General features: G+C 62.6%; 12 protein-coding genes. 9 read left to right on the top strand and 3 right to left on the bottom strand.

What is annotated here, in order from left to right:
• Window positions 1-46: 46 nt before the first annotated feature.
• Together QMO80_RS14775 and QMO80_RS14780 are read right to left on the bottom strand one after the other, a co-directional pair.
• Window positions 47-1,975 carry an autotransporter assembly complex family protein gene (locus tag QMO80_RS14775; RefSeq protein ID WP_283197236.1) on the bottom strand — a complete coding sequence of 643 codons (1,929 nt, stop codon included), beginning with the start codon at window positions 1,973-1,975 and terminating at the stop codon, window positions 47-49.
• A gap of 169 nt (window positions 1,976-2,144) precedes the next feature.
• The gene (locus QMO80_RS14780; protein ID WP_064840936.1) at window positions 2,145-2,402 is read right to left on the bottom strand and encodes a YMGG-like glycine zipper-containing protein; all 258 of its coding nucleotides are present in this window, start codon (window positions 2,400-2,402) and stop codon (window positions 2,145-2,147) included.
• A gap of 91 nt (window positions 2,403-2,493) precedes the next feature.
• On the opposite strand from QMO80_RS14780, the gene QMO80_RS14785 reads away from it, so the two are divergent.
• From QMO80_RS14785 to QMO80_RS14820, 8 genes are all read left to right on the top strand, one after another.
• Entirely contained in the window at window positions 2,494-2,679 is a 186-nt protein-coding gene (locus QMO80_RS14785; protein WP_283197237.1) for a hypothetical protein, read from the top strand.
• Window positions 2,680-2,729: 50 nt separating this feature from the next.
• On the top strand, window positions 2,730-3,944 hold the full coding sequence (hemA, locus tag QMO80_RS14790) for a 5-aminolevulinate synthase (RefSeq protein WP_283200192.1): 1,215 nt from the start codon (window positions 2,730-2,732) through the stop codon (window positions 3,942-3,944).
• 321 nt (window positions 3,945-4,265) lie between these two features.
• Window positions 4,266-5,258: a LacI family DNA-binding transcriptional regulator gene (locus QMO80_RS14795; protein WP_283200193.1), complete on the top strand. Its 993-nt coding sequence runs from the start codon at window positions 4,266-4,268 to the stop codon at window positions 5,256-5,258.
• Window positions 5,259-5,305: 47 nt separating this feature from the next.
• On the top strand, window positions 5,306-6,544 hold the full coding sequence (locus QMO80_RS14800) for a sugar ABC transporter substrate-binding protein (RefSeq protein WP_283197238.1): 1,239 nt from the start codon (window positions 5,306-5,308) through the stop codon (window positions 6,542-6,544).
• Window positions 6,545-6,618: 74 nt separating this feature from the next.
• Window positions 6,619-7,536, top strand: a complete 918-nt coding sequence (locus tag QMO80_RS14805) for a carbohydrate ABC transporter permease (protein ID WP_283197239.1) — start codon at window positions 6,619-6,621, stop codon at window positions 7,534-7,536.
• Entirely contained in the window at window positions 7,533-8,396 is an 864-nt protein-coding gene (locus QMO80_RS14810) for a carbohydrate ABC transporter permease (protein WP_283197240.1), read from the top strand. Before QMO80_RS14805 ends, QMO80_RS14810 begins: the two co-directional genes overlap by 4 nt.
• 20 nt (window positions 8,397-8,416) lie before the next feature.
• Window positions 8,417-10,339, top strand: a complete 1,923-nt coding sequence (locus tag QMO80_RS14815) for a glycoside hydrolase family 127 protein (protein WP_283197241.1) — start codon at window positions 8,417-8,419, stop codon at window positions 10,337-10,339.
• A gap of 11 nt (window positions 10,340-10,350) precedes the next feature.
• Window positions 10,351-11,436, top strand: coding sequence for an ABC transporter ATP-binding protein (locus tag QMO80_RS14820; protein WP_283197242.1), 1,086 nt, complete (start codon window positions 10,351-10,353; stop codon window positions 11,434-11,436).
• Between the two features lie 3 nt (window positions 11,437-11,439).
• Here the strand turns inward: QMO80_RS14820 and dxr are convergent, their stop codons facing one another.
• Window positions 11,440-12,630: a 1-deoxy-D-xylulose-5-phosphate reductoisomerase gene (gene dxr / locus QMO80_RS14825; protein WP_283200194.1), complete on the bottom strand. Its 1,191-nt coding sequence runs from the start codon at window positions 12,628-12,630 to the stop codon at window positions 11,440-11,442.
• 352 nt (window positions 12,631-12,982) lie between these two features.
• Between dxr and QMO80_RS14830 the strand changes: the two genes are divergently transcribed.
• Window positions 12,983-13,633 carry a hypothetical protein gene (locus QMO80_RS14830; protein ID WP_283197243.1) on the top strand — a complete coding sequence of 217 codons (651 nt, stop codon included), beginning with the start codon at window positions 12,983-12,985 and terminating at the stop codon, window positions 13,631-13,633.
• The last annotated feature ends 71 nt before the right edge of the window (window positions 13,634-13,704 follow it).

Genomic DNA, 13,704 nt, shown 5'->3' on the forward strand with positions numbered 1-13,704 from the left:
ACACTACCCCGTTTTCACGATGGTTCACAAATCGACACCGGCCATTCTAGAAGGATTGGCCGATGCCGGCGTAGATTCCATAATCTGTGCCATCTTCGTACTTGTTCAGCGGCATGGCAAAATCAAGCCGCAGCGGGCCGAAAGGTGTGGCATATCGAATTCCGGCGCCGGCGCCGGCGCGGATATCGGAAAAACCGGGAAAGGTGCTGTCCGATACGGTGCCGACATCGAGGAAGGGCACGATGCCGATCGTATCGGTGATCTTGATGCGGGCCTCCAGCGAAGCCGTGACATAGGAGCGGCCGCCGGTCGGGTCGCCATTGTCGTTATAGGGCGAGATTTCCTGATAGCTGTATCCGCGCACCGAGCCGCCGCCGCCGGCAAAGAAGCGCTGCGTGGCCGGAATATTCTCGATGCCGCCGCCGCCGATCAGCACCCCGGCGGCGACCTTGCCGGCCAGCACCAGGCGATCCTCGGCGCCGAAGGGCAGATAGCCGGAGACCGAGCCCTGGAAGGCCGCATAGGGCGTGGCATTGAAGATCTCGTAGCCGGGCTTGGCCGAAAATGTCGCGCGATAGCCCTCCGTCGGATTGAACTTGTCGTCGCGGGCGTCGCGGTCATATTGCAGCGGCATGGTGAAGGTCAGATAGTCGTTGGTGCCGAAGGCGTCGTCGTCGCGCTCCCAGCTGACCTCGCCGCTCGCCGAGACGGTGTCCCGGTCGGTCAGCTCGTAGGAGAGGCCGAGCGAGGCGGTGACGAGCGTCGCATTGTAGGCATCCGGATTTTCGGTCTTGGCGACGATGCCGGCCTTCAGTGTGGCGGCGGGGAAGAAGGCGCCGGGCTTGGTGAAGAGGATGCCGGCGGAATAGTCGAGGCTGCCGACATCGGTGGTTTCGCCAAGCCGCGACACCGATCCTTCGATCCGCAGCGTTTCAGCTTCCCCGAACAGGTTGCGATGGCCCCAATAGCCCTGAACCCCGAAGCCGTCGGTGGTGGAATATTGGGCGCCGACGCCGAAATAACGCCGCTTGCCTTCGGACACCTCGATCGTCATCGGCAAGGTGCCATCCGGCGCCAGCGCATCGCCTTCGTGAATGGTGACGCTCGAAAAGACGCCGAGGGCGCGAAGCCGCTCGCCCGCCTTCTTCAGCGCCTCAGGAGAATAGGCTTCGCCCTTGTCGAGCCGGGAATAGCGCTGGATGAACCCGGGTTTGACGGTCTTTTCGCCGGTGACGCCGACATCGCCGATCGGAGCGACCGGGCCGCCTTCGGCTGCAAGCACGATATCGACGGTGTCACTCCTGTGGTCGGCGACGACCTTGCGTTCGGTCAGCTTGGCGAAGGGCCGGCCCTCGCTCTTCAGCTGCTCGACGATCTTGTCGCCGGCCTTGATGATGACGAGCGAGCCGGCTTCGGCGCCGGGGGCCAGATCGTAATCGGCGGGGTTGTGGTTTGCGGCATCGCCGCCGAACTGGACCTCCCTGACCTTGAAGACCGGGCCGGGCGCGATGTCGACGGTGACGGGGACCGGCCCGGATCGGTCGAAGCTCGGATTGGGCGGCAGGTCGTCGATATTCTTGCCGTCGACGGTGATCGTCACCACGCCGCCATACCGGGCCTTTTCATACAGGGTGGCGATCAGCCGTTCGCGGTCGTCGCGGGCCTTGACGACGATGCCGAGATCGCCGGACACCGGCTGCTTCTGGTCGCCCACAAGCCGGGAACTGTTCTGCAGCGCTTCTTTGAGGTCGGGATCGGCGGTGTCGGCTTTGAGGTTGACGCTATAGCGCACCGGATCGGGCACCTGCTGCGTTTCGTCCTCGTCCTTGCCGAAAATGGTGATGCCGAAAAGCTTGAAGGCGTAAGCGTCGCCGATCAGGACCGGTGAGAACGCAGCTGCCGCTGCGACCACCATCATGGTGCCTGTTCGCCGATACGCAGTACCTGTTTTCGGGCCTGTCCCTCTAATCCGCATACGCCGCTTTTGGTTCGGTCTACAATGAAGCTTCGTTGCCCAGCCGTGAACAGCTTAGCGGCAAAATCGCGCGGGGTGTACCATTTTAAATTGCCAGCGCGCTAATTTAGCACAAAAAATCCCGGAGCTGTGTCCGGGATTTCCTGTTTTTGCGATTTTGCAACCGCCCTCAGCGCGGGCAGGTGTCGATGTAGCGGCGGCCGTAGCGGTCGCGATAGTAGCACTGGCCGGGCTGTTCGGCGACGCTGCCGATGAGAGCGCCGGACACACCGCCGATCGCGGCCCCGACGGCTGCGCCGCGAACATCGCCGGTGACCGCGCCGCCGATGACGGCGCCTGAGGCAGCACCGATACCGGCTCCCTGCTGGGTCGGCGTGCAGCTTGCGACCGACAGGCCGATCAATGCGAGTATGACAGCTTTTTTCATCTCTTTTCTCCTGGGTTGTCGCCCGATGGGCATAGGCCGTCCCTAGTCTTTTTTTGCCACGCTAGTGCGAAAACTATGTCGGAAGAAAGGGTTGTCCACTCTTGTGCCCATTTTTTTGCAATATGGAACATTGTCGCCGCCGGACGGTTTTCGCCAATTTCACGCGTCTCTGCCGCATCGATTCGTTGATCCGCGCTTGCGTATTTTTTTATCTGGAATCATTCAAAAAACTGGGCCTTTTGCCGCAGTTGATGTTAAAGCAAAGGGTAAGCATTGACGCGCGGACGTCCGGTCGGCAAGAACGGCCGCGCGATACTGGAGCAGATGATGGATTTCGAAGCGTTTTTCAAAAACGAGCTGGACGGGCTTCACGCCGAGGGCCGTTACCGCGTTTTTGCCGATCTCGAGCGCCACCGTGGCAATTTTCCGCGCGCAACGCGCCATACCGCCGATGGCGAAAAGGAAGTCACGGTCTGGTGCTCCAACGACTATCTCGGCATGGGCCAGAACCCGAAGGTGATCGAGGCGATGAAAAACGCCATCGACCACTGTGGCGCGGGTGCGGGAGGCACCCGGAATATTTCTGGCACCAACCACTACCACGTCATGCTCGAGCGTGAGCTTGCCGATCTGCACGCCAAGGAATCGGCACTGATCTTCACCTCGGGCTATGTGTCCAACTGGGCAGCACTCGGCACGCTCGGCGCCAGGATCCCCGGCCTGGTCATCTTCTCCGACGCGCTGAACCATGCCTCGATGATCGAAGGCATCCGCCATGCCAAGTGCGGCAAGGTGATCTGGAAGCACAATGACGTCGCCGATCTCGAAGCCAAGCTTGCGGCCGCCGATCCCAAGGCGCCGAAGCTGATCGCCTTCGAGAGCGTCTATTCGATGGATGGCGACATCGCCCCGATCAAGGAAATCTGCGACCTCGCCGACAAATACGGCGCGATGACCTATCTCGACGAAGTGCATGCGGTTGGCATGTACGGCCCGCGCGGCGGCGGCATTGCCGAGCGCGAGGGGTTGATGGACCGGCTGACCGTCATCGAAGGCACGCTCGGCAAGGCTTTCGGCGTGATGGGCGGCTATATCGCCGCGTCGGCCGCCCTTTGCGATTTCATCCGTTCCTTCGCCTCCGGCTTCATCTTCACCACGGCGCTGCCGCCGGCGCTTGCCGCCGGTGCGGTCGCCTCGATCCAGCACCTGAAGGTCAGCCAGTTCGAGCGCGCCCGCCATCAGGACCGGGTGCGCAAGCTTCGGATGCTGCTCGATCAGAGCGGCATTCCGCATGTGCCCAATCCAAGCCATATCGTGCCGGTGCTGGTCGGCGATGCCGCCAAGTGCAAGTGGATCTCCGACCTGCTGCTCGACAATTGCGGCGTCTACGTCCAGCCGATCAACTATCCCACCGTGCCGAAGAAGACCGAGCGGCTGCGCATCACCCCGACGCCGCTGCATTCGGATGCCGATATCGCCCATCTGGTCGAGGCGCTCCATTCGCTCTGGTCGCGCTGCGCGCTGGCCAGGCACGTCGCCTGATTTTTCGGTGACCGCGCCATTCAGGACCTCCATCGGAGGTCCTGACGGTGATCCGCCGTGCGCCTCCGCGGCCGGCCAATCTTCTTGCCCTGACTCCGCGATCATCCGCTCGGCGCCGCTCGATGCCGCCGATGCGCGTGGCTCCTTCTCTGCATTTAGGCCTTGCCGCCGACCGTCCTCCCGCTGACAACGCCTGAACTATATGGGAAAACCTTTTCTCACTTGACACAGCGGTTGGTAAAAGCTTTTCTCAAGCCACTTCAGAAGGAGGATAGTCTGAACATATCGGGAGGAAAAAGAGGCAGGATCACCATCCATGAGGTGGCGGCGGCTGCCGCGGTGAGCATATCGACCGCGTCGAAGGCGCTTAACGACACCGGCCGGATGGGCGCGGAAACCCGCGAGCGGGTGAAGCGGATCGCCGGCGAAATCGGATATCGGCCGAATGCGCTGGCAAGAGGTCTTCTCAGCAAGCGCAGCTTCACCATCGGTCTCTTGACCAACGACACTTACGGCCGTTTCACCCTGCCTGTGATGGCGGGTATCTCGGACGCGCTGGTCGACCATGGGGTTTCGGTCTTCCTCTGCGCCATCGAAGACGATCCGGCGCTCGCCCAGATCCATGTCGATGCGATGCTCGACAAGCAGGTCGACGGCATCATCGCCACGGGAAAGCGGCTGGACAGGCGCCTGCCGGTCGATCTGTCGAATTTGCATGTGCCTGTCGTCTACGCCTTCACCGAGGGGACGCAGAACAGCGTGACCTTTCGTTCGGACGACGAGCAGGGTGCGAGGCTGGCGGTGGAATGGCTCGCCAAGATCGGACGGCGGCGGATCGCCCATATCACCGGTCCGGAGGATTTCTTCTCGGTGCGGGAACGCGCCGGCGCCTATCACGAGGTGGCAGGTCACCGCGAGCCGGTGCTTTACGGCGTCTGGTCGGAAAGCTGGGGCCATGAGGCGGTCGAGAAGCTTTGGAAGCGGCCGGGAGAAAAGCCCGACGCGCTGTTCTGCGGCAACGACCAGATCGCCCGCGGTGCCGCCGATGCGCTGCGCGAGCGCGGCGTCAAGGTGCCGCAGGATGTCTCCGTGATCGGCTTCGACAATTGGGAGATTGTTGCGGCCCAGACGCGGCCGCCGCTGACGACGGTAGATATGGAGTTGAAGGAGCTCGGGCGGCAGGCCGGATTGACGGTGCTGGCGCTTGCGGAAGGACGGCCCGTCGAGCCGGGAGTGAGGAAATTGCCGTGCCGGCTGATCGTCCGGCAGTCATGCGGGGGCAAAACCTCGGATGATCAAGGGAATGAGATCTAGGGAATGAGCAAAGGCGCAGGGAGATGCGCCATATCGGGAGGAGTGTCATGATCAAGCGTCTTTTGGCGGCGACCAGCATCGCTACCTTGTGCCTGTTTTCGGCTGCGTCGGCGGCTGAAAATGTCGAAATGTGGGTTCGTTCGGGCATCGGCGACGCCTTCAAGAAGGTCGTCGAAGCCTATAATGCCGGCCATGAGAACAAGGTCGTGATGACCGAGGTGCCGTTCTCCGAGCTGGTGCAGAAATATGCAACGGCGATCGCCGGCGGACAGGCACCCGACGCCCTGTCGATGGATCTGATCTATAATCCCGCCTTTGCCGCGGCCGGCCAGCTTGAGGATCTGACGGACTGGGCGAAATCGCTGCCCTATTTCAATTCGCTGTCGCCTTCGCATGTCCGCCTCGGCACCTATCAGGACAGGATTTACGGCCTGCCGCTCTCGGTGGAGACATCGGTCTTTGCCTGGAACAAGGATCTCTACAAGAAGGCCGGCCTCGACCCGGAAAAGGCGCCGACCAATTGGGACGAAATCACCGCCAATGCCGAGAAGATCCGGGCGCTCGGTGACGATACCTACGGCTTCTATTTCTCCGGCGGCGGCTGTGGCGGCTGCATGATCTTCACCTTCACGCCGCTCACCTGGGGTGCCGGCGCCGATATCCTGTCGGCCGACAGCAAGACGGCGACGCTCGATACGCCTCAGATGCGCAAGGCCGTCGACATCTACCGCAACATGGTCAAGAAGGACCTGGTGCCGGCGGGGGCGGCCAGCGACACCGGCGCCAACTTCCTGACCTTCACCAATGGCAAGATCGGCCAGCAGAGCCTCGGCGCCTTTGCCATCGGCACGCTGGTGACCGAGCATCCCGACATCAATTTCGGCGTGACCCTCATTCCGGGCGTCGACGGCAAGCCGTCGTCCTTTGCCGGCGGCGATAATTTTGTCATCACCAAGGGCACGAAGAAGATCGACGCGGTGAAGGGCTTCCTCGAATATGTCTATTCGGAGGACGGCCAGAAGATCATGGCGAAATACGGCAGCCTGCCGACGCGCGGCGATATTGCCGACAAGGTGCTGGAAGGTCTCGATCCGCGCATGCAGGTCGGCCTCAAGGCGATCAGTGTCGCCAAGACGCCCTATACGCTGCAGTTCAACGACCTGATCAACAGCGCCAACGGCCCGTGGGCAAGCTTCACCAACGCTGCGATCTTCGGCGACGATGTCGACGGCGCGTTTTCGAGCGCCCAGTCGGAAATGCAATCGATCATCGATAGCGGCCAGTAACTCTCCCCCGGCCGCGGCCGGGGAGCGGTGGCAGCTTCCCGGCCAATCCCAACCGACAGATGCGGAGCGTTTCGATGACCGGTTCCGGTTCAGAGACCCTATTGCCTCGGCGCAGGCGACGGCGCCAATCGAATTGGCGCGGCCTTGCCTATATCGCCCCGGCCATGGCGCTGGTCATCGTCTTCTTCATCATGCCGGTGCTGTTCACCGGATGGATGAGCCTGCACAACTGGCCGCTGATGGGAGCATCGCGCTGGATCGGCTTCAACAATTATTACCGCATGGTCAACGACACGCGCTTCGTGACGGCGCTGAATTTCACCGCCTATTATACGGTGATCGTCACTATCGCCATCTTCGCCGTCGCCTTTCCGCTGGCGATCTTCGTCGAGAAGGAACGGCAGTTCGTCAGCGCCTATCGCACCGTCATCTTCCTGCCGGTCGTCGTCGGCCTCGCCACCGCCTCGCTGCTCTGGGTCTGGCTTGCCAATGTCGATAGCGGCTTCATCGGCCCTGCCCTGAGGGCGCTCGGCCTTGTCGAAAAGAGCCCCAATCTGCTGGCGACCTTCGACACCGCCTTCCTGACCATCGTGGTGATGGTCGTCTGGAAGATCGCCGGCTTCACCATGATCATTCTTCTGACCGGGCTGCAGGCCATCCCGTCCGAACTGACGGAGGCCGCCCGCATCGACGGCGCCGGCCGCTGGCAGCGTTTCCGGCATCTGACGCTGCCGCTGATGCGCAAGACGATCGCTTTGGCGCTGATCGTCTCCGTCACCGGCTCGATCCTCGCCTTCGACCAGTTCTACATCATGACCTCGGGCGGGCCGCAGAACAAGATGATCTCGGTGGTCTATTACATCTTCAACCAGTCCTTCGTGTCGTTCAATCTCGGTTATGGCGCGGCACTGTCGATCGTGCTGCTCGCCATCCTGGTGGCGATCAGCATCGTGCAGCTCTGGTTGCTGCGCGTCGGGGAGGAGCGGCCATGAGCACCTCGAGGGAACGCCGCGCCCGCAAGGCCTTCCGCGTGAAATCGGCCTATCATCTCACCGGCATCGCCATCTCGATCTTCTTCCTGGCGCCGTTTGCAATCACGCTGCTCGCCTCCTTCCGCCAGGGGACCGAAGCCAGCCTGCCGCCGCTGCCGCCATGGCCGACATCGGGCGTCAGCTTCGATGCCTATGCGCTGCTCGATACGTTCGGCGCCGGCATCTGGCGGCACATGATCAATTCGCTGTTCGTCTCGGTCGCCACCGTGGTGCTGACCGTCGGCGTCAGCCTGCTCGCCGGCTACGGCTTCTCGCGCTATCGCTTCCCGATGAAGAATGCGCTCTTCGTGCTGATCATCGCCACGCTGATGATCCCGTTCCAGTCGATCCTGACGCCGCTCTTCATCATCCTGGCAAAGCTCGGCCTCAACAATTCGCTCATCGGGCTGACGCTCGTCTATGTGACGCTGCAGTTGCCCTTCTCCGTCTTCATGATGCGCAACGCCTTCGATGCGGTGCCGAAGGAAATCGAGGAGGCCGCCCGCATCGACGGCGCCCGCGATCTCAGGCTTCTCGCCCGCGTTTTGCTGCCGCTGGTGCTGCCGGGCGTGGCGACGGTGGCGATCTTTGCCTTCCTCAATGCCTGGAACGAGTTTCTCGCCGCCCTGGTACTGCTCTCCAGCAATGAGAAATACACCCTGCCGGTGCTGATGACGGCGGTGCGCGCCGGGCGGCTCGGCGCCATCAACTGGGGAGCGGTGCAGGCCGGTGTTGTCGTCATGACGATCCCTTGCCTGATCGTCTTCCTGCTCCTGCAACGCTACTACATGCGCGGGCTGATGGCCGGCGCGGTGAAATAACCACAGGGAAAGTCGAACCCATGACCAAATCAAGCAACGACCGCCAGTTTCGTCCCGTCGCCGTTCCCGACGTGGAGCTCGGCGGCTTCTGGGGCAAATGGCAGGACGCCGTCTGCAATTCCACCGCCGAAACCCTGCTCGACCGCTGCGTCGAGGCCGGCATGCTGAAGGCGATCGATGTCGACCAGCCGAGCCCCGGCGTCGTCATTCCCATTCAGCCCTGGGGCGGGACGACGCAGATGTTCTGGGATTCCGATCTCGGCAAGTCGATCGAGACCATCGCCTATTCGCTCTATCGCCGGCCGAACCCGAAGCTGGAGGCCCGCGCCGATGAGATCATCGACATGTATGAGAGACTGCAGGATAAGGACGGCTATCTCAACGCCTGGTTCCAGCGCGTCGAGCCTGCCCGCCGCTGGACCAACCTGCGCGACCATCACGAGCTCTATTGCGCCGGCCATCTGATGGAAGCCGCGGTCGCCTATTACCAGGCGACCGGCAAACGCAAGCTGCTCGATATCATGTGCCGTTTTGCCGATTACATGATCACTATGTTCGGCCATGGCGAAGGCCAGCTCCCCGGCTATTGCGGCCATGAGGAGGTCGAGCTTGCGCTGGTCAAGCTCGCCCGCGTCACCGGCCAGAAGAAATATCTCGAACTGTCGAAATTCTTCATCGACGAGCGCGGCACCGAGCCGCACTTCTTCACGGCGGAAGCCGCTCGCGACGGCCGGAGCGCCGCCGACTTCCATCAGAAGACCTATGAGTATGGCCAGGCGCATCAGCCGGTGCGCGAGCAGACCAAGGTCGTCGGCCATGCCGTGCGCGCCATGTATCTCTATTCGGGGATGGCCGATATCGCCACCGAATATAAGGACGACAGCCTGACGGCGGCGCTGGAAACGCTATGGGACGATCTGACCACCAAGCAGATGTACATCACCGGCGGCATCGGCCCGGCCGCCTCCAACGAGGGCTTCACCGATTATTACGACCTGCCCAATGCCACGGCCTACGCCGAGACCTGCGCCTCGGTCGGCCTGGTCTTCTGGGCAAGCCGCATGCTCGGGCGCGGCCCGGACCGGCGTTATGCCGACATCATGGAGCAGGCGCTTTATAACGGCGCGCTGCCCGGCCTTTCCACCGACGGCAAGACCTTCTTCTACGACAATCCGCTCGAAAGTGCGGGCAAGCATCATCGCTGGAAATGGCACCATTGCCCCTGCTGCCCGCCGAATATCGCCCGGCTGGTGACCTCGATCGGCTCCTATATGTATGCCGTTGCCGACGACGAGATCGCGGTGCATCTCTATGGCGAAAGCACTGCGCGGCTGAAGCTTGCCAACGGCGCCGAAGGCGAGTTGCAGCAGACCACCAACTATCCCTGGGACGGTGCGGTGGCGTTCACGACCAGGCTCAAGACCCCGGCGAGATTCGCGCTGTCGCTGCGCATTCCGGATTGGGCAGAAAGGGCCACCCTCAGCGTCAACGGGGAGATGCTCGATCTCGCCGCCAATATCCGGGATGGATATGCCAGGATCGATCGTCAATGGACCGACGGCGATCGTGTCGCCCTCCACCTGCCGCTGGCGCTTCGTCCGCAATATGCCAATCCTAAGGTGCGCCAGGATGCCGGCCGCGTCGCTCTGATGCGCGGGCCCCTGGTCTATTGCGTCGAAACGACCGACAATGGCAAGGATCTCAACGCCATCGTCCTGCCCCGCGAGCTTCCGATCGCCGAAACGGTGGTGCTGAAGGATCTCAACGATGCCGTCGCCCTTGATCTCAAGGTCGAGCGCGAGGAGACGTCGAACTGGGGAACACCGCTCTACCGCAATGCGCCGGCCGAAAGGCAGGTCGCCACCGCGCGTTTCGTGCCCTATCATCTCTGGGACAACCGCGCGCCCGGAGAGATGCTCGTCTGGGTCCAGTCGGACAAGTAGGTCGTTTGGGGATGACGAACGGTATGGCTAACAAGAGCGTCGTGCTCCAGGACGTGCGCAAAAGCTATGGCAATCTGCAGGTGGTCCACGGGATCGACCTGACGATCGAAGAGGGTGAATTCGTCGTCTTCGTCGGCCCGTCCGGCTGCGGAAAGTCGACGCTGCTTCGCATGATCGCCGGCCTCGAGGACGTGACCGACGGCGAGGTCGAGATCAAGGGACGCATGGTCACCGATCTCGATCCCTCCGAGCGCGGCATCGCCATGGTCTTCCAGTCCTATGCGCTCTATCCGCATATGAGCGTGCGTGACAATCTGGCCTTCGGGCTGAAGATGGCGCGCACCCAGCCGGCCGAGATCGAAACCCGGGTGAAGGCCGCCTCCGCCATCCTGAAGATCGACCATCTTCTCGACCGGCGGCCGGGGCAGCTTTCGGGCGGCCAGCGGCAGCGCGTGGCGATCGGCCGGGCGATCGTGCGCAAGCCCGATGTCTTCCTGTTCGACGAGCCGCTGTCCAATCTCGATGCGGAACTCAGGGTGTCGATGCGCATCGAGATCGCCCGCCTGCACCGCGAACTCGGCAATACGATGATCTATGTCACCCACGACCAGACCGAGGCGATGACGCTCGCCGACAAGATCGTCGTGCTGCGTGACGGCCGCGTCGAGCAGGCCGGAACGCCAAGGCAGATCTACGAAGATCCCGCCAATACCTTCGTGGCGGGCTTCATAGGCTCGCCCCGGATGAACCTCTTGAACGCCCGCTGGGGCGAGGGAGGCGTGGTCGAGGTCGCCGGCTCTCGCATCGAAACCGCCTTGGTCAGCACGGCCCGGCCGGCCGGAGGCGCGGTGACGCTTGGCCTGCGGCCGGAACATCTGAAGGTGGCATCCGACCATGCGGGCAGCCTGACGGCAAAAGTCGATTTCTCGGAATATCTCGGCGGAACGCAATATCTCTATTGCCAGCTCGCCGACGGCCAGTCGCTGACCGTCGAGCACCGCTCACCGATCAGCATCGCGGCGGGCGAGCAGGTCGGCCTGCTGTTCGAACCGTCGGATTGCCGGTTGTTCGATGAGGCCGGCAACCGGCTGCGGTAAGCTTCAGCCCGCGATTTCCAGTTTCATGAGGTCTGCGGCCCTTTGCCGGGCCTGCCGGTCGGCGGCGAAGACATCGTCCATCTCGGCGGCCGGCGGCAGGCCGGCCAGATCGTCCATGACCCTTTCGGTAATCTCGGCCATGGCCAGGAACGGCAGCCGCCCTTCGATGAAGGCTTCGAGCGCCACTTCCTTGGCGCCATTCAGCACCGCGCCTTGAACGCCGCCGCGCGTCATCGCCAGGCGGGCGAGCCGCAAGGCCGGAAACCGCAGCTCATCCGGCGCCTCGAAATCCAGTCTGGCGAGCCTGGCAAAATCCAGCCGCTCGATCGGCAGGTTCGGCCGGCGCGGAAAGGACAGGGCATAACCGATCGCGGTGCGCATATCGGGGGCGCCGAGCTGGGCCAGCACCGATCCGTCGGTATAGCCGACCATCGAATGGATGATCGATTGCGGATGGATGATGACCTCGATCTGCTCGGGCGTGAGGCTGAAAAGATGACGGGCTTCGATCATCTCCAGCGCCTTGTTGAACATCGAGGCGCTGTCGATCGAGATCTTCAATCCCATCGACCAGTTCGGGTGGGCGCGTGCGGTTTCCGCCGTCACGCCGGCCATTTCCTTCAGCGAGGCGGTGCGGAAGGGCCCGCCCGAAGCCGTCAGCACGACCCGTTCGATGGCATGGCGCTGGTTTTCCTCAAGCACCTGGAAAATCGCATTGTGTTCGCTGTCGACAGGAAGCAGCCTGCCGCCGCCCTTGCGGATCGCGCCGATGAACAGGTCGCCGGCCGAGACCAGGCATTCCTTGTTGGCAAGGGCGATATCGGCGCCGCGCTTTGCTGCGGCCAGCGTCGGCGCCAGGCCGGCGGTGCCGACGATCGCCGCCATCACCCAGTCGGCCTCGCGGTCGGCCGCTTCCATCAGGCCGGATTTTCCGGATGCGACTTCGATGCCGCTGCCGGAAAGCGCGCTTTTCAGCGATTGGTAATGCCGGTCGCTTGCCGTCACCGCCATCCCAGCGCCTGAGGCTTTCGCCTGCCGGGCCAGCAATTCGACATTGCCGTTGCCTGTCAGCACGGAGATTTCGAAATTCTTCCGTCCGCCCAGGTGATCGACGACATTGAGGGTGTTCTGGCCGATCGAGCCGGTCGAGCCGAAGATGCTGAGGCGCCGCGGCGCGGTTTTGCCGGTCATTATCTGCAATTTCGCGAAAATTTTTCTCGTAGGCTCAGGCTCTACTAGGCTTTGCAGGGGGCGGCAAGTGTGCGGTGCAGCAGATTTCGACCTTGAAGGGGTTTACAGTGCGACGGTTGGATGTGATCCTTGCACCGTTGCTGGCGGATTCGAAATTCGTCGCGCCGTTCACGGTCGCATGGCAATTCAGGACGCCGCGGCGTCCTTCGGAAACGGGCACCGAAGTGCCGTTAGCTTTCCGGCAAACAAATCGAGGATGAACCGGGATGGGCGGCTTGGCCGCAATCCCTCATCGCGTCGCTGCGGGCGCATTCATGTGCGCTGCAGCCCTGTGTCCGTGGAAATGTTGGATTTCATGACGATATTCAAAACAGCTTGCCTTCTCTTCGCCATCCTCTTCTCGCTCGCCTCGGCGGCGAGGGCCGATGACCTGCTGATCTGGGCGCCGGCCAAACTCTCCGACCGGTCCTACAAGGCGACGATGGGTTTCCGCCTGCCGGCGGAATGGGAAACCAGCGCCGGCGCCGATATCGCGCTCGCCTCGACCAAAGGCGGGGCGCCGCTGCCCGATTCCGAGCAGGCAATGCTCTGGGGCAGGATCGTCAGGACAAACGTCACGCCATCAGGCCAATCGCAGCGGGGCGCAAGGATCAGTGTCGATACGCTGCGCGGCAGCGGCGCGCTGACGCTCAGCCGTTCACGCAGCTGGATCCTGTCGGATTCGCTCGATATGCAGTCGAGCCGGTCCATCAGCGTCCAATACGACGCGGTCGATATCAAACGGGCCTCGGTGACGGCGTCGCAGGCGCTGAAGCTGATTCATCCCTGGACGGGCACCTCGCTTTCGGCAGGCGCCGGCATCAGCAATGCCAGCGGCGATTTTTCGAGTTCGGTTGCCGTCAACCAGGCAATCCTGCCCAACCTCAATCTCGATGCATCGGTCAGCAATCCGTTTTCGGCAGATGAGGCCGGCAGCGTCAATCTGCGCTATCGCCTCAACTGGTAGCCGCCCTGCAACCAAAACCGGCCGACGGGCGTTTCCTCCGCAGGTTTGACGCTCGGATATGAGGAGAAACG

The sequence above is a fragment of the Rhizobium sp. BT03 genome, from assembly GCF_030053155.1.
GTDB lineage: Bacteria > Pseudomonadota > Alphaproteobacteria > Rhizobiales > Rhizobiaceae > Rhizobium.